Consider the following 16422-nt stretch of genomic DNA (forward strand, 5'->3'; position numbering starts at 1 on the left):
TCGCCGATCTCGACCTTGGAGGCAAAGGTGCCCTGGGCCCAGCCGAGCAGAGCCGACAGCATCTGGCCGGTCTGGTTCGAATCGTCGTCGATCGCCTGCTTGCCGACGATGATCAGGCCCGGCTGTTCGGCTTCGGCGACGCCCTTGACGATCTTGGCCACAGTGAGCGGCTCGACCTGGTCTTCGGTCTCAACCAGGATGGCGCGGTCAGCGCCCATGGCAAGGGCCGTGCGCAGCGTCTCTTCGGCCTTGGCCGGACCAACGGAAACGACGACGACTTCCTCCGCCTTGCCGGCTTCCTTCAGCCGCAGCGCTTCTTCGACCGAGATTTCGTCGAAGGGGTTCATCGACATCTTCACGTTGGCGAGCTCGACGCCCGAACCGTCTGCCTTCACGCGGATCTTGACGTTGTAGTCAACGACCCGCTTCACCGTCACAAGTATTTTCATGGATTCTTCCCTCCAAGAGCTTTCGCAGGAAAATGCGCCTTAACGGAGCCGCCTGATTGTCGGTTGGCGACATCGATACGCGTTTTTTCTCCAATTACAATCGCTGTGCATGGCGCTAAATCGATATAATCCCGAGAATTGGAATGACGTTTACGTACACGTAAGATAAGCAGATGGCAAGCGGGTTCCGAGGCCAGTCTTCTACAGGTCGTCAATGCGGGGCCGGGGGCAGGCAAGTCCTTGAAAAACCGCCAGATCCGCGTTCATTGGGCGGAAAAGGCCAGGCTCCGCTCAGGTCTGGCGCCCCCAGGGCATCGGCGGTTTTGTCGCATCCGGAGCCGGCTGCTGCCCGGCCGTGACCGGTTCCGCCTTGTGGCGGACGGCGCGCGGCGTGACGATGGTGCGGTCGAAAAGCGGTACGTCGCGGCGTCGCAAAATGACCACCAGGATGAGGCCGGCGACGATGCCGCCGACATGGGCGCTCCAGGAAACGCCGCTGCCAGGATCGACGACCAGCATGAAGAATTGCTGGCCAATCCAGAGGGCCAGCGGAATGGCCGCGGGAAGCGGCAGCGGGATGCGGAAGAACACCAGAACCCAGACGCGCACCTTCGGATGCAGCAGGAAGTAGGCGGCAACGACGCCGGAGATCGCGCCGGATGCGCCGATCAGCGGTGCCTCTGAGGCCGGATCGAGAAGCCCATGTGCAAGCGCCCCCGCGGCGGCGCAGAGCAGATAGAAGGCGAGGTAGCGGAAGTGCCCGAGCGCGTCTTCGACATTGTCGCCGAACACCCAGAGGAACAGCATGTTCATCGCCAGATGCATGAAGTCGCCATGCAGGAAGGAATAGGTGATGAAGGTGAAGCCGTCGGGAACGATGATCAGTGACGGATCGAGTTGGGCATAGTCGAAGATGAGCGCCGGGATATAGCCGAAGCCGAGGATTGCGGCATTGGCGAACTCTTCCGAGGCGATCGGCCCGGTGATCAGCCAGACGACGATGTTGACGACGATCAGGCTGATCGTGACGTACTGGACCTTGATGTGCTTCAGGGTGTTCGTATCGTGAAGCGGTATGAACATGCTCTCTCCCGAAGCGTCGTTCCATGCCACGGTTCCTCAATCCGAATCCGGCTTGGGAACGATGCGGAAGCGGACGTTATCTGTTTTTTCCGGGAATCCAAAGGACGTCGGCTTGACCTTTGTCATTTGCCGAACGCGCCGCGACAAACAGGAAATCGGAGAGCCGGTTGATATAGGCGATCGCCTCTTTGCTGACGATCTCTCCTTCGACATTGGCGAGCGCTACCATCTGCCGCTCGGCCCGCCGCGCGACGGTGCGGGCGACATGCAACATCGCTGAGGCAGGACTGCCGGCTGGAAGCACGAAGGAGCGCAAGGGTTCGAGCTCGGCATTCAGCCGGTCGATTTCGGTCTCCAGCCAGGTTACCTGCGCTGTGACGATCCGGAGCGGTTCGTATTGCGGCGGTTCGCCGGTGTCGGGCGTCGCGAGATCGGCGCCAAGATCGAAGAGATCGTTCTGGATCCGCATCAGCGCGTCATCGAGCGCCGGGATGTCGGCCGTGTGCTGCCGCGCCATGCCGACGAAGGCGTTGGTTTCATCCACCGCGCCATAGGCATCGACCCGAAGGTCGCTCTTGAGGCGGCGCGGACCTGCAACAAGCCCGGTGGTGCCGTTGTCACCCGTCCGGGTGTAGATCTTGTTGAGCTTCACCATCTGTCGTCACGGTCCTCCAGAGCAATTCCAGGAAAGGTGTGGAACGGCTTTCCGTCCGGAATTGCGTCATCTAGGTCGGGCGGCCGCCGCCGGTGACCCACAGCGTTACCATGATCAGGACGATCGCGATCGCTTGCAGCAGCACGCGGGCCTGCATCAGCTTGTTGGATTTGCTGGCGCTGCCGCCCCTCATCATGTTCAAGAGGCCGCGGAGCAAAACTATGGCGACCAAGCCCATGACGAACAGGGTCAGGCCGGTGAAGAAACTAGACATCGTATTCTTCCTTGCATTTTTACTCAGCCAAGTCGGCCGATGATGCGATAAAACAACGCTGCCGGCAGGAGCTTTTTCAGAAGCGCGCCCTGCCTGGCGGGCCTTGTTACAATATAGTGCGGTTTTGGTTTCTTTGCTGTCAGCGCGTGCTTCAAAACCGCATAAACCGCATCCGGGCCGAGCTTGCCGGGCGCGGGTTTGCCTTCGCCTCTCAAACGTCGCATCTGCCGTTCATATTCGACACGGTGCACCGAATTCTTGAGATCGATGAAACGCTCGATATAGGCAACGGCATTGGTCGTGAACTTGGACGTGATCGGTCCGGGCTCAATGAGGCTCACCTCGATGCCGCTGCCGGCAAGCTCCATCTTGAGCGTGAGCGACAGGCCCTCGATCGCAAACTTGGAGGCGTTGTAGGCGCCGCGCCAGCGATAGGGAACGATGCCGAGGATGGAGGAGCACTGCACGATGCGGCCGCTGCCACGCGCCCGCATCGACGGAATCACCCGCCGCGTCAGGTCATGCCAGCCGATGACGTTGGTCTCGAGCTGAAGCCTAAGCGCTTCGGTCGGAAGGTCCTCGACGGCACCTGCCTGGCCATAGGCGCCGTTGTTGAAAAGCGCGTCGATGCGTCCGCCGGAAAGCGCCAGCACCGTGTCTGCCAAAGCGGCGATGGTCTCCGGCTTGGTATAGTCCATCAGGAAGGTCTCGATGCCCTCAGCTTCAAGGGACTGGCGGTCTTCTTCCCGGCGCACGGTGGCAAAGACGCGCCAGCCGTCGGCATGGAGCGCGCGCGCACAATAGGCGCCGATCCCGGACGAACATCCGGTGACAATGATTGTGGGGCGATCAGTCATCCGATCGATTCCTGTAGAAATCCTGCCTCCGTTTCCCATATTCATCGGCGGGATACAATTGAATTGCGCAAGCCGGAACCCGCCAGCGTTGTCGCCGTTGGGATCGTGTGAAGCCAAGGAAACGGCACCGGGACGACAGCGCGGGAGTACGCGGTCGTGGAGCCCTGTAGGATTGGAATGGAATGCCAGCATTCATACGCATCACCTGGAAAGTCGTATTCGATGCGCTCTGGCATTTCAGCCTCGATGACGGTTGGGCGATGGCGAGCCATGTGGCTCTGTCGTCGCTGCTTGCCGTCTTTCCCTTTCTGATCTTCGGTACGGCACTCGGCAGCTTTCTCGGCGCTGATCAATTTGCCGAAACGGCCGTACACCTGATCTTCGACGCCTGGCCCGAATCGATCGCCAAGCCTGTCGCCGACGAGATCGTGCGTGTGCTGACGATCCCGCGCGGCGGGCTTTTGACCATTTCCGTTCTTGCCGCGGCCTATTTTGCCTCCAACGGCGTAGAGGCGCTGCGCGTCTCGCTGAACCGCGCCTATCGCGTCAGCGAGAGCCGTTACTGGTACATGACCCGGTTAGCGAGCCTCGGCTTCGTGCTCGCCGGCGTGCTGATCCTTGCGGCGCTCAGCATCCTGCTGGTCGCGGTGCCGCTGGCGGTGCGTTACACCGGCGAATGGTGGCCGTGGCTCGGCGGGGTGCTGGCGACAGTCGACAACTGGAGTCTGCCGCTCGCCCTGATCATGTTGACCGGTGGGCTGCTCGTGTCGCATCTCTGGCTGCCGGACGGTCACCGCAAGGTGGTCGACGTGCTCCCCGGCATCGTGCTGACGCTCGTCTGCTGGACGATCGGCGCCTATGCCTTCGCCTCCTATCTCGCGACCTTCGCCACCTATGTCTCGACCTATGCGGGCCTGGCTTCGATCATGATCGTGCTCGTGTTCCTCTACATGATCGCGGCGATCTTCATCATCGGCGCAGAGATCAACGCGGCGATCCTGAAATATCGAGTCAAACGCATGGTGCGGCGCAGCTTTCAGTTCCGCAACGGCACCGATGCGGGCCGCGAAGACGAGGACCTAAACGACTAGGGCCCGGACCTCTTCCGGGGTGCGGCCGGCGGCGCGGAATGCCGCAATGCCGGTATCCTGATTGCTCTTGGAGAGCTTGCGGCCATCCGGCCCAAGGATCAGCCGGTGGTGATGATAGAGCGGCTCCGGCAGGTCGAGAAGCCACTGCAGCAGCCGGTGCACGGAGGTTGCGTGATAGAGATCGCGGCCGCGCACCACATGGGTGATGGCCTGCAGCGCATCATCAATGACGACGGACAGATGGTAGCTCGACGGTGCATCGGAGCGCGACAGGATGACGTCGCCCCAAGCACCTGGGTTGGCAGCAATGATGCCGGCTTCGCCCGCCGGCCCGGCACCGCTCTCGCTCCAGGTGAGGCGGGCGTTGCCGAAGAGGCTGATCGCTTTCTGCATGTCGAGCCGCAAGGCATAGGCTCTGCCACTCTCAAGCATGGCCGTTCGCTCACCGGTCGAATAGGTGCGCTCGCGTCCGGGATAGAGCGGACTGCCATCCGGATCGCGCGGCCAGGTCCGGCCGCCGGCTTCGGCTTCTGCGACGGCGGCCTTGATCTCGCCGCGGGTCATGATCGAGGGGTAGACCACGCCGAGTTCATTCAACCGTTCAAGCGCCGACGCATAGGCGCCGAAATGGTCCGACTGGCGGCGCACGGGGCGCTCCCAGTCCAAGCCGAGCCAGGCGAGATCCCTGGAGATCGCTGCCTCGAATTCCGGGCGGCAACGGGTCTGGTCGATATCCTCGATGCGCAGCAGGAAACGGCCGTTCGCGGCCTTCGCCATGTCGTGGTTCAGCACCGCGGAAAGCGCATGGCCGAGGTGAAGCAGGCCGTTCGGGCTGGGGGCAAAGCGGAAAACGGGTGGCGTGTCTGGCATCCTTTCCCTTTGCCATGGAAGGCGTATAAAAATCATCCGCTTTGTGGAGGCGTCATGCGGATCATCCGGACACATGAGGATATCGAAGCCGGGCTTTCCGGTCTGGTGATGCTCGATGCGCGTCTGGAGTACGTGGTCGCCAGGGCCGGGCCCGTGCCGCTCCGCCGAACCAATCCCGGTTACCGAGGCCTCGCCAGCATCATCGTCTCGCAGATGGTCTCGAAGGCAAGCGCTGCGGCGATCTGGCGGCGGATGGAAGAGAGGCTCGGCGAGGTGACGGCATCAGGGGTGATTTCGCTCAGCGATGAGGACTGCCGCGTCATCGGCCTCTCCCGCGCCAAGGCGGATGCGTTGCGTCGCGTCGCCGATGTGGTGGTGGGCGGCGAGATCGATCTCGATGCGATCTGCGACGCCGAAGCGACCGAGGCGATCCGGGACCTGACGGCGGTCAAGGGCGTGGGACGCTGGACGGCGGAGGTCTATCTGCTGTTTTGCGCCGGCCACCCGGATGTCTTCCCCTCTGGCGACGTCGCCTTGCAGAACGCGATCGGCCACGGGCTGGGCCTCGAATTGCGCCCGACCGCACGCGAAATTGATTCGCTTGCCGCCTCCTGGTCGCCCTGGCGCAGTGTCGCTGCGCGGCTCTTCTGGGCCTATTATGCACAGGAAATGCGCCGAGATGCTGTTCCTGTGACACCTTGAAGGAAAAAGCGAATCCAGCGCATGCATTTTTGTTTCCGGCTTCACAATCCTGTTGCAACGGGCCTAATATAGAAGGTGCAGATGCCGAATCGATCAGGAGAATACGCTTGACGATTGCAGTCTCACCTCAGGCCTTACCAGCGCTCGTCTTGAACGCTGACTATCGGCCGCTTAGTTACTACCCCTTGTCGCTTTGGTCCTGGCAGGACGCGATCAAGGCCGTCTTCCTTGACCGTGTAAACATCCTTGCCGAGTACGAACATTCGGTGTCGTCTCCGAGTTTCTCGATGCGACTGCCGAGCGTCGTTTGCCTCAAGAGCTACGTGCAGCCCTCGCGCCACCCGGCCTTCACCCGGTTCAACGTGTTCCTGCGCGATAAATTCGAATGCCAGTATTGCGGTTCGCCCGACGATCTCACCTTCGATCACGTGGTGCCCCGCGCTCACGGCGGCCAGACGACCTGGGACAACGTCGTCGCAGCCTGCTCCCCCTGCAATCTGCGCAAGGGCAGCAAGCTGCCGAAGCAGGCCGGCATGTTCCCGCACCAGAGGCCCTTCCAGCCGACGGTACAGGACCTGCACAACAACGGCCGGCTCTTTCCGCCGAACCATCTGCATGAAAGCTGGATGGACTATCTCTACTGGGACGTCGAACTGCAGCCCTGACGCTGTTCGTGCCTTCTTGCCGGATCAAGCCCCAGAGCGGGATCAGGACAGGTGCGTGCCTTCGCCAACCCGTGTCGGGTGGTTACGGCGCGAAAGTGTCCGCATTCCTGAGTCCGCCCAGGGAGATCAGCGCGCCTTTGCAGCGCCGCGCAGGGCGATCGCTGCGAGGATGAGGCTGGCGATCACGTTCCACCCGGCGAAGGAAAGGCCGAGCACCCGCAATGCGGCCTCCGTGCAGGACGGAGCGTGCTTCGAATCGAGATCGCCGAGCAGATCGCCGACATTCGACGACACGCCCTGTGCCGTCGTCGCGCAGGTGGAGGGGCCTTCCCAGAAGTGCCATTCGGCGCCCGAGTGATAGACGCCCATGCCGGCGCCGACGAGCATCAGAATTCCGACGATGGCGAGCAGCGTGCGGGTCAGCCACACCGGCAGCTTCAGCGCACTGGTGATGATGGCGAGAATGCCGACCGGAATGCCCCAGTAGTAGGGATCGCGCTGCAAAAGGCAGAGCGCGCAGGGGATGTAGCCACCGATATGCTCGAAGCCGAGCGCCCCGCCGACAGTTGCCGCCATGCCAAGTGTCACGACAATGGCGATCAGCAGGTGCTGGCGGGATTGGGTGGCGGCGTCGATCATCTATACCTCGCGGGCGGCAGCTCGGAACCGACACATGCCGCAGTGCAAACTGGATGGCGCCTTCTTAGGCAGGATCGCGCGCCCTGTAAATCGCGGTAGCCGCGACAGGTCCGCACGCTTTCGTGATTGTCATCGGGGCATGCTGAAAATGATGGTTGACCGCAGTGAAAACCTTCGTGTAAATCCGAGCCGCTGATATCGCACTTCCCTGAGCCCCATTGGCGGAATTGGTAGACGCGCTCGACTCAAAATCGAGTTCCGAAAGGAGTGCTGGTTCGACCCCGGCATGGGGCACCACCACACCACCCGAATTCACAGACATCATCCCCGACCGATGTTTCCGGCTTGGACGCGCCTTGGCCAGTGCTTGCCGCGCCGGTCATTGAACTGTCGCTTGCGAAGGTGTTAGGTGCGCTGCAGCAGAAATCTGTCATGGCAGTGTCATGTTACCGAGAATCGAGACTTACGACGAACTCTACCGCGCCTTCCAATGGCAGATCCCGGAGAGGTTCAATATTGGCGTTGCCGTCAGCGACGCCTGGGCGGCGCGTGAGCCGGAGCGCGTCTGTCTCCAGCACTTCGATTCCGATGGCGCGCATCGGGCGCTGACCTATGGCGAATTTGCCCGACAATCCTCTGCCTTCGCGCAAGGGCTCGTGGGCGAGGGCATTGCGCCGGGCGAACGTGTCGCAATTCTCCTGCCGCAGGGCTTCGAAACGGCGATTGCCCATGCGGCGATCTACAAGCACGGCGCGATCGCCTTGCCGCTTGCATTGCTCTTCGGCGTCGAAGCGCTCGAGTACCGGCTGCGTGACGCCGGCGTCGCGGCGGTTGTTACCAACGGTTTCGGCTTCGAGCGCATCGCCGCGATTCGGGACCGGCTGCCGGAACTGCGCCTCGTCGTGCTGGCGGAAGATCAGCCGCAGCCGGGGACGATCGCCTTTTCATCACTCGCATCCGGCGACCCCGAAGGCTTTGTGCCGGTGGATACGGGCCCGGACGATCCGGCGCTGATGATCTACACCTCGGGCACCACGGGGCCGCCGAAGGGGGCGCTGCACGGGCACCGGGTGCTGCTCGGCCATCTGCCGGGCTTCGAGTTTCATCATCATTTCCTGCCGCAATCCGGCGACCGCATGTGGACGCCGGCGGACTGGGCCTGGGCGGGAGGGCTGCTCAACGCGCTCTTGCCGTCGCTGCTTAACGGTGTGCCTGTCGTATCATCGCCGGCGCAGAAGTTCGATCCGCATACCGCCTTTCGCATCCTGGAGGAGATGGACGTTCGCAACGCCTTCATTCCGCCAACGGCGCTCCGGCTGATGAAGGCGGTTGAGAAGCCGCGCGAGCGCTATCGCCTCAACCTCCGGACCATCGGTTCTGCCGGGGAATCTCTCGGTCGCGAGACCTATGAATGGGCAAAGGCGGCGCTCGGCCTCGAAGTGAGTGAGTTCTACGGCCAGACCGAGTGCAACATCGTCATCTCCTCGGCCGCCGATCTCGGCGTCGTCAAGCCTGGATCGATGGGCAAGGCGGCACCGGGCCACCGGGTGGCGATCATCGACGCCGAAGGTCATGAACTGCCGGCCGGAAGCGTCGGCCAGGTGGCGGTCAAGCGCCCGGATCCGGTGATGTTCCTCGGCTATTGGGGCAACGAGGCGGCGACGGAGAAGAAGTTCATCGGTGACTGGATGACGACGGGCGACCAGGGCGTGATGGACGAGGAGGGCTATTTCACCTTCTTCGGCCGGGACGATGACGTCATCACCTCGTCGGGTTACCGCATCGGCCCCGGCGAGATCGAGGATTGCCTTGCCGGTCATCCGGATGTGCAACTCGCCGCTGCCGTCGGCAAGCCGGATCCCGTCCGCACCGAGATCGTCAAGGCCTATGTCGTCCTGCGGCCCGGCGTGGTTGGTGACGAGCGTGTCGCCACGTCCGTTCGCGAGTGGGTGAAGACGCGGCTGTCGATGCACGAATATCCGCGCGAGATCGCCTTCGTCGATAGCCTGCCGCTGACGACTTCGGGCAAGGTTATCAGACGGTTCCTGCGCGAACAGGCAATAGCGGAGGCGCGCGGCAAGTGATGTCGCGAACGTCCCGCGGTGCCCAAGCGGACCTCTCTAGCGCCCGGCCAGCGCCTTGATCTTGTCACGCAGGATCCGCGCCATGTTGCGGGTGTTGCGGTAGAGGTGGAGCTGGGCTGCGACCTGGCGCACTTCGCGGTCGCGGGTTTGCTGCAGGCCGATCACCAGCGTGCCCATTTCCTCGCGCTCCTGCCAGAACCGGCTCATGACCGGGTGATCCGGCACGGCGCAGGAATCGGAGCGGGCGATGTTGGCATCGTCGAGGTGCCATTCCGTCAGTTCCGCCAGCAGCAGCTTGCCCGGGGAGAACTTGGCATAGCGCTCGTCGTACGCGGTCTTCCAGGTGTAGGCCTCGCCCGACATCAGGAACACCACCATGGATGCGATCGCCCTTCCGTCGAGGTCGAGCGTGTGGATGCGCACACTGTCGCCGTCGGCAAGATTGGTGATCGCCTCGCGGGCAAAGGCCGCACGGAAGCGATCGAGCACCATGGCGCTGCGGCCCTTTCCCTTCCATCCCGATGCTTCGAGCGCCAGGAATTCCTCCATGCGCAAGCGGACTTCGGCGGGTTGGCGGGCGACCGAATAGGTGAGCGCGCCTTCTTTTGCGAGGTTGTTCCACTGCCGCCGCAGCTCGCGGAAATGCGCTGGGCTGATGGCGTTGCGCAGATAGGTCGGACCGTCGAGCAGGCTTTCGAGCATGGGGCGGCTGAAGGTGTCGGTCACCGTCAGTGGCAGGTTGCGGCCGATGGCGACGGCGCGGGTGAGGCGGGCCACCTTGCCGTTGAGGCGCATGTCGGGAAGGACGAGCACTGAGGGCAGGCCGGTCGAGGGCGCGGTAAAGGCTTCGAACAGGTTGTCGATGGTTTCTGCCGCGTCTTCAGCGTCAAGCAGCGGGACGCCGAGCGGACCGAAGGGGTTCGACCAGGCGCGGATGATCGGCGCACCGATTGAGAAGCCGGGCTTTTCGATCGAGAACGGCATCAGGAACCGCAAGCGGCTGCGACGCTCGTCGTTGTCGCGCATGATGGCGAGCCGGATCACCCGTTCTTCGAGGCGGGGCATCGCCGGTGCAAGGAAGCGGCCGGTGAAGAAGACGTTCGGCTCCAGTGCCCTGTTCGACAGGTAGTCGAGCTCACGCTGCAACTCGTAGCCGGCCTTCGCCGGGTAGATGGCGAGATGGCGTCCAGGGCGGCCGACCTCGATCAAATGCTCCGCGGTCGGGCCCGCATCGCCAGGCTGTGCCAGCCCGCCAAGGACCCGGGCGGCCCGACTGTTTGCATCGCTCGGAAGATTGGTATTGCCGATCATGGATGGACAGCCCCGTTGTTATCATTGCCGGCCCGCACGCTCGCGAAGGCGAAGAGCGCGAAGCCGAAGGTACGCCGGACGGCGATATGCAGCAACATCGCCTCGACGAACATTGCACCTGCGGTTGCAAGAGCAGCGCCGGTCAGTCCGAGGAGGGGGATGAGGCTCAGGTTGAGTGCGATGTTGGCCACCAGCGCGCCGGCGTAGAGGATCACGCAGAGCGTCTGCTGGCCCGCCATCGTCAGAAGCGTTTCCGCCGGACCGACGAAGGCCTTGGCGAGAATGCCGCCAAAGAGGATCATCATCAAGGGCATACCGGTGACGAAGGCCGGCCCGAAGAGCGAAAGCAGGAAGGGGCCCGCCAGCAGCACCAGCGCGCCAACCAAGAGCGACGGCCAGAAGGCCCAACGCGCGCTTTCGATCGCGATGCCCGCGAGCTGCCTGCGGTCACGGGCCATGGCGTTCGAAACGCGTGGGCCCGCTGCCGCCTTGACGGCGAACATTACGAAGTGCACCAGCGCGATGGTCTTGGCGGCTGCGAAATAGATTGCGACGTCCTCGGGATCGAGATAGAGGCCGACGATCACGACGTCGGAATTGGTCAGCAGGAAGCCGAAGCCATCGACCAGGAAGATGGGGATCGAGACCCGGAGCCAGCGGCCAAGCTCGATCCGCCGCGGCCCTTCCACGTAGCGCGAGCGGAGACGATAGGTCAGCACGAGGAACTGCGAGACGGTTGTGACATAGGCGGCCGCCATGGCCGCGACCATGGCGGTTTGCGCCGTATGGGGCGCGCCTGCCGTGACCGCCAGCACCATGAAAGCGAGCACCAGCAAGGGGCGGATGATGAAAGTGGGGCTCAGGGCGGAGAGCGCCCAGCCATGGGCTCGCGAGGTTCCGTCCATGACGTCGCCAAGCGCGATCATCGGCAGGGTGAAGAGGCCGAGATAGAGCGGCACGAGGTAATAGGCCTCGATGTGCGCGGAAAAGAGCCAGAGGCCGAGCAGGCCGACGACGGCGACCGCGGTGGCGGAGGCAAGCGCGAAAACGCGCACCGTCGTCGTTACGCCACGGATCTCGTCGAGCGCCGCAGTCGCCTGATACTCCGGCAGGAAACGGATCACGACGGAATGGAAGCCGACGCAGGAGAGACTGCCGAAGAGGATCACCAGCACCCAGACGAAGACGAAGATGCCGTATTCGAACTCGCCCATCATCCGGGCCAGGATGATCTGCGACAGAAAGGCGATGGCGGCGCTGAAAATGCGAACCGTGAAGGCGACGAGCGCCATCCGGCGGGCCGTGTTCTTCATGTCGGTGCCGGTCAGAATAGCGGCAACTGCGCCGATCAGCGCGGACAGGCGGTGTCTCAGCGCCGACGGCAGCATTCGTCCGGCCGTTTGACATACCGCCATGAACACGAGAACACCCTGAGGTTACGCAATACAGGGCTTCAGTACTGCCAGAACAGCGTTAACAAACGGTTCAGCGCGGTTGTATTGGCGGGACGAGGCAATGCCGAAAAGCGACAGTGAGCGAGAACGGATGATGCGGGCGAAATCCATCGGCTGGCGCATGGTCGGCTGTCTCGAGGAGACCGGCATTGAACGGCTCGCTGATCTGAAGGCGGCGAATGCGGAAGACATCGCCTTCCGCATCGACACCACGCTCGGCCGCCGCCACATCAACAACACGGGCATTCGCGCGCTCGAAAACCTGATCACCTACGCCAAGTCGTTCGATCGCTAGAGCATCCCGCGCGCTCCAGGAAGCGCGCTACCGGAAACGAAAATGCCGCCCGAAGGCGGCATTTCCTGTAAGGAACCCGGGAGCGGAGAAACCCGCACTTTTATCCTGCGTCTCTTATGCCTCGTAGATGCCGTGGCAGTGCTTGTACTTCTTGCCGGAGCCGCAGGGGCAGAGTTCGTTGCGCGAGACCTTGCCCCAGCTCGACGGATCGCTCGCATCGCGCTGCACGGGGGCCGTGGCCAGAAGCGTTCCACCGTCGCCACCAAAGTCGTCTTCGCCCGTCAACGGGTCGATATGGTGGCCGTGCATGACCGGCGGTGCCGGCTGCGGCGCTTCGGCTGCTTCGCGCACCAGTTCGACGCGCATGAGTTGTGCGGTTACCGCCTGGCGCAGGTTGCCGAGCAGGGCCTGGAACAGTTCGAAAGCCTCGGACTTGTATTCCTGCAGCGGGTCACGCTGTGCGTAGCCGCGGAAGCCGATGACCGAGCGCAGGTGATCGAGGTTGACGATATGCTCGCGCCAGAGATGGTCGAGCGTCTGCAGCACGACGGAGCGCTCGACATACTGCATGATCTCCGGACCGAAACGTTCCGCGCGATCTGCGGCTTCCTTCTCGGCGGCGGTGGTGACGCGTTCGAGGATATCGGCCTCGTCGATGCCTTCTTCGGCCGCCCATTCGACGACCGGCAGATCGAGATTGAGGTATTGCTGCACGTCGGCCCTGAGGCCCTCGACGTCCCACTGCTCGGCATAGGCCTTCGCTGGAATGCGCTTGCCGACCATGTCCTCGATGACCTCGGTGCGCATGTCGGTCACGGTTTCGGTGACGCTTTCGGCATCCATCAGCTCGATACGCTGCTCGAAGATCACCTTGCGCTGGTCGTTGAGCACGTCGTCGTATTTCAGGAGGTTCTTACGGATGTCAAAGTTGCGCGCTTCGACCTTCTTCTGTGCGCGCTCGAGCGCCTTGTTGATCCAGGGATGGACGATCGCTTCGCCTTCCTTGAGACCCAGCTTCTGCAGCATGCTGTCCATGCGGTCAGAGCCGAAGATGCGCATCAGGTCGTCCTGAAGCGACAGGTAGAACTTGGAGCGGCCCGGGTCGCCCTGACGGCCGGAACGGCCGCGCAGCTGGTTGTCGATGCGGCGGCTTTCGTGACGTTCGGTCGCGAGAACGTAGAGGCCGCCGGCAGCGAGTGCCTGCTCTTTCAGCTTCTGCACTTCGGCGCGGATCGCCTCGATGCGCTGGTCGCGCTCCGGGCCGGGCTCGATTTCCGAGAGCTCCTGCTGGATGCGCATGTCGATGTTGCCGCCGAGCTGGATGTCGGTACCGCGGCCGGCCATGTTGGTGGCGATCGTGACCGCGCCCGGCACGCCGGCCTGGGCGACGATGAAGGCTTCCTGCTCGTGATAACGGGCGTTCAGCACCTGGAAGTTCGCAAAGCCGGACTTTTTCAGGAGGTCGGCAAGCTGTTCGGACTTTTCGATCGAGGTCGTTCCGACCAGCATCGGCTGGCCGCGCTCGTGCGCCGACTTGATCTCGTCGATGATCGCCTTCAGCTTTTCGCCTTGCGTACGATAGACCTCGTCGTCCTCGTCGATACGCTTGATCGGCAGGTTGGTCGGCACTTCGATCACTTCGAGGCCGTAGATGTTGCCGAACTCTTCCGCTTCGGTGGAGGCCGTACCGGTCATACCGCCGAGCTTGGAATACATGCGGAAGTAGTTCTGGAAGGTGATCGAGGCGAGCGTCTGGTTCTCAGGCTGGATCTGCACCTTTTCCTTGGCTTCGAGCGCCTGGTGCTGGCCTTCGGAATAGCGCCGTCCCGGCATCATGCGGCCGGTGAACTCGTCGATGATGACGATCTCGCCGTTGCGAACGATATAGTCCTTGTCGCGCTGGAACAGCTTGTGGGCCTTGAGCGCGTTGTTGACGTGGTGGACGATCGCGACGTTTTCGATGTCGTAGAGCGATTCACCCTTGAGAAGACCCGCCTCGCGCAGAAGGTTTTCGAGCTTCTCCGTGCCGTCTTCCGAAAAGTTGGCCGAGCGCTGCTTCTCGTCGATTTCGTAATCCTCGGCCGAAAGCAGCGGAATGAACTCGTTGATCGTGTTGTAGAGATCCGAGCGGTCGTCGAGCGGGCCGGAGATGATCAGCGGCGTGCGCGCTTCGTCGACGAGGATCGAGTCCACTTCGTCGACGATCGCGAAGAAGTGGCCGCGCTGGACCATCTGGCCGCGCTCGTACTTCATGTTGTCGCGCAGGTAGTCGAAGCCGAGTTCGTTGTTGGTCGCGTAGGTGATGTCGCAGGCGTAGGCGTCGCGGCGCTGCTCGTCGGTGAGACCGTGGACGATGACGCCCGTCGTCATGCCGAGGAAGCTGTAGACGCGGCCCATGGTGCCGGCGTCGCGCTGGGCGAGGTAGTCGTTGACGGTAACGACATGTACGCCTTTGCTGGCGAGTGCATTCAGATAGACCGGAAGCGTCGCGACGAGGGTTTTGCCTTCACCGGTTTTCATTTCGGCGATCGCGCGCTCGTGCAGGATCATGCCGCCGATGAGCTGAACGTCGAAGGGACGCAGGCCGAGCACGCGGCGGGCGGCTTCGCGAGCAACAGCAAAAGCCGGTACCAGCAGGTCATCGAGCGTCTTGCCGTCGGCGAATTGCTGGCGGAATTCCACGGTCTTGGCGGCGAGTGCCTCATCCGACAAAGCCTTCGTTTCGGCTTCAAGTGCGTTGATGGCGTCCACCCGAGCCTTGTAGCCGCGCACGCGACGTTCATTGGCGGAACCAAACAACTTGCGGGCTAGGCCGCCGAGACTGACCATACGAATGGTCCTTTCTTTTTTGTTGCCTTAGGTCTCATGGCCGCGCCGCGAAAACCGCGCAATGCCGTGAAACGCCCGGAAACTGTTCTGGACGCGAGGTTGCGTGACAGATAAGAGGGGGGTCGAATTATGTCAACGCACTTGCACTGCCGGACGGCTACAGAACCGCCACATTCTGGTGGTGTGCAGCCGCTACAAGTCGCAGGTAATTGCGCCGAAGGCTAATGTGAAAGGTTAGTGAGCATGTCCAAGTTGAAAACCCTGGCCGCCGCGGCACTGGTTGCGGCGATGGCCGTTCATGGTGGCGCGCGCGCGGAAGACGCCGATCCGGTGATCGCCAAGGTTGGCGGCGAGGAAGTGCGCCAGTCCGAGCTCACGCTGGCGCTGGGCGGTCTCGACCCGCAGCTGCAGCAGATGCCGGAGGAGCAGAAGCGCGCCGCCGCCCTCTCGGCGATCATCGACGTCAAGCTCCTTTCGAACACTGCCGAAAAGGAAGGCCTGCAGGATGATGCGGCCTTCAAGCAGCGCGTCGCCTACCTGACCGAGCGCGAACTGCACAATGCCTACTTCAAGAAGCATGTCGTCGACGCCATCACCAAGGAAGAGGTGAAGGCGCGCTACGACAAGGAGATCGCCGCGATCCCGGTGCAGGAAGAGGTGAAGGCACGCCACATCCTGGTCAAGACCGAGGATGAGGCCAAGGAAATCATCAAGGAACTCGACGCCGGCAAGAGCTTCGTCGATCTCGCCAAGGCGAAGTCGACCGATCCGAACAAGGACGACGGCGGCGACCTCGGCTACTTCACCAAGGGCCGCATGGTGCCGGAATTCGATACAGCTGTCTTCGCACTCGACAAGGGTGCCTACACCAAGACTCCGGTCAAGACCCAGTTCGGCTTCCACGTGATCCTGGTCGAAGACAAGCGCCCGCAGGCCCCGCCGCCGCTGGAGCAGGTCGAGCCGCAGGTTCGTCAGCTTGTCATGCGTGACAAATACGTTGAGCTGCTTGCTGCCGCCAAAAAGGACGCAGGCGTCGAGATTTCCGATCCCGCTTTGAAGAAGGCCTATGACGAGGCCAACAAGGCGCAGGAAGCCAAGTAATTTCGATTGGCAGGCCCTGCCGCTCGCGGGACCTGCCATCACCGCTTTTTGTCGATGCCCGGC

General features: G+C 62.7%; 16 protein-coding genes and 1 tRNA gene. 7 read left to right on the forward strand and 10 right to left on the reverse strand.

Annotated features, from left to right (window positions below; translation table 11 throughout):
• The 5 genes from BLU35_RS31885 to BLU35_RS31905 all read right to left on the reverse strand — a co-directional run.
• Window positions 1–449 (reverse strand): electron transfer flavoprotein subunit beta/FixA family protein (locus tag BLU35_RS31885; RefSeq protein ID WP_143033033.1); only part of this gene is annotated, 449 nt, incomplete at its 3' end.
• A 291-nt stretch (window positions 450–740) separates the two neighbouring features.
• A complete protein-coding gene (locus tag BLU35_RS31890) occupies window positions 741–1532 on the reverse strand; it encodes a rhomboid family intramembrane serine protease (RefSeq protein ID WP_057254774.1) in 792 nt (263 codons plus the stop codon).
• 76 nt (window positions 1533–1608) lie between these two features.
• Window positions 1609–2187, reverse strand: coding sequence for a cob(I)yrinic acid a,c-diamide adenosyltransferase (locus BLU35_RS31895; RefSeq protein WP_093236117.1), 579 nt, complete (start codon window positions 2185–2187; stop codon window positions 1609–1611).
• A gap of 70 nt (window positions 2188–2257) precedes the next feature.
• Window positions 2258–2461 carry a twin transmembrane helix small protein gene (locus BLU35_RS31900; protein ID WP_057254776.1) on the reverse strand — a complete coding sequence of 68 codons (204 nt, stop codon included), beginning with the start codon at window positions 2459–2461 and terminating at the stop codon, window positions 2258–2260.
• Window positions 2462–2484: 23 nt separating this feature from the next.
• Window positions 2485–3318, reverse strand: coding sequence for an SDR family oxidoreductase (locus BLU35_RS31905; RefSeq protein ID WP_093236118.1), 834 nt, complete (start codon window positions 3316–3318; stop codon window positions 2485–2487).
• A 182-nt stretch (window positions 3319–3500) separates the two neighbouring features.
• Between BLU35_RS31905 and BLU35_RS31910 the strand changes: the two genes are divergently transcribed.
• A complete protein-coding gene (locus BLU35_RS31910) occupies window positions 3501–4409 on the forward strand; it encodes a YihY/virulence factor BrkB family protein (RefSeq protein WP_093236119.1) in 909 nt (302 codons plus the stop codon).
• Here BLU35_RS31910 and gluQRS read toward each other — a convergent pair.
• Window positions 4398–5279 carry a tRNA glutamyl-Q(34) synthetase GluQRS gene (gene gluQRS / locus BLU35_RS31915; protein WP_286161697.1) on the reverse strand — a complete coding sequence of 294 codons (882 nt, stop codon included), beginning with the start codon at window positions 5277–5279 and terminating at the stop codon, window positions 4398–4400. The two genes, BLU35_RS31910 and gluQRS, sit on opposite strands and share 12 nt — an antisense overlap.
• A gap of 54 nt (window positions 5280–5333) precedes the next feature.
• On the opposite strand from gluQRS, the gene BLU35_RS31920 reads away from it, so the two are divergent.
• Window positions 5334–5981 carry a DNA-3-methyladenine glycosylase family protein gene (locus BLU35_RS31920; RefSeq protein ID WP_057254780.1) on the forward strand — a complete coding sequence of 216 codons (648 nt, stop codon included), beginning with the start codon at window positions 5334–5336 and terminating at the stop codon, window positions 5979–5981.
• A 107-nt stretch (window positions 5982–6088) separates the two neighbouring features.
• Window positions 6089–6646 (forward strand): HNH endonuclease, encoded by a 558-nt coding sequence (locus BLU35_RS31925; protein WP_034797858.1) that lies wholly within the window; start codon window positions 6089–6091, stop codon window positions 6644–6646.
• 126 nt (window positions 6647–6772) lie between these two features.
• Here the strand turns inward: BLU35_RS31925 and BLU35_RS31930 are convergent, their stop codons facing one another.
• The gene (locus BLU35_RS31930; RefSeq protein ID WP_058325825.1) at window positions 6773–7285 is read right to left on the reverse strand and encodes a disulfide bond formation protein B; all 513 of its coding nucleotides are present in this window, start codon (window positions 7283–7285) and stop codon (window positions 6773–6775) included.
• Between the two features lie 212 nt (window positions 7286–7497).
• On the opposite strand from BLU35_RS31930, the gene BLU35_RS31935 reads away from it, so the two are divergent.
• Window positions 7498–7582: transfer RNA gene (locus BLU35_RS31935), tRNA-Leu, on the forward strand.
• A gap of 146 nt (window positions 7583–7728) precedes the next feature.
• A complete protein-coding gene (locus tag BLU35_RS31940; RefSeq protein WP_093236121.1) occupies window positions 7729–9369 on the forward strand; it encodes an AMP-binding protein in 1641 nt (546 codons plus the stop codon).
• Window positions 9370–9405: 36 nt separating this feature from the next.
• Here BLU35_RS31940 and BLU35_RS31945 read toward each other — a convergent pair whose 3' ends face one another.
• Together BLU35_RS31945 and BLU35_RS31950 are read right to left on the reverse strand one after the other, a co-directional pair.
• Window positions 9406–10680 carry a GNAT family N-acetyltransferase gene (locus tag BLU35_RS31945; RefSeq protein WP_093236122.1) on the reverse strand — a complete coding sequence of 425 codons (1275 nt, stop codon included), beginning with the start codon at window positions 10678–10680 and terminating at the stop codon, window positions 9406–9408.
• The gene (locus BLU35_RS31950; protein WP_176907525.1) at window positions 10677–12068 is read right to left on the reverse strand and encodes an oligosaccharide flippase family protein; all 1392 of its coding nucleotides are present in this window, start codon (window positions 12066–12068) and stop codon (window positions 10677–10679) included. Before BLU35_RS31950 ends, BLU35_RS31945 begins: the two co-directional genes overlap by 4 nt.
• Window positions 12069–12195: 127 nt before the next feature.
• Here BLU35_RS31950 and BLU35_RS31955 point away from each other — a divergent pair, with 127 nt between their 5' ends.
• Entirely contained in the window at window positions 12196–12429 is a 234-nt protein-coding gene (locus BLU35_RS31955; RefSeq protein WP_057254785.1) for a hypothetical protein, read from the forward strand.
• Window positions 12430–12543: 114 nt separating this feature from the next.
• On the opposite strand, the gene secA is transcribed toward BLU35_RS31955, so the two are convergent.
• Window positions 12544–15258, reverse strand: coding sequence for a preprotein translocase subunit SecA (gene secA / locus BLU35_RS31960; RefSeq protein WP_058323917.1), 2715 nt, complete (start codon window positions 15256–15258; stop codon window positions 12544–12546).
• Window positions 15259–15501: 243 nt separating this feature from the next.
• Between secA and BLU35_RS31965 the strand changes: the two genes are divergently transcribed.
• Window positions 15502–16359, forward strand: a complete 858-nt coding sequence (locus tag BLU35_RS31965) for a peptidylprolyl isomerase (RefSeq protein ID WP_058325823.1) — start codon at window positions 15502–15504, stop codon at window positions 16357–16359.
• Window positions 16360–16422: the final 63 nt, after the last annotated feature.

Origin of the sequence: Sinorhizobium sp. NFACC03, assembly GCF_900103435.1 — a bacterium.
GTDB lineage: Bacteria > Pseudomonadota > Alphaproteobacteria > Rhizobiales > Rhizobiaceae > Ensifer.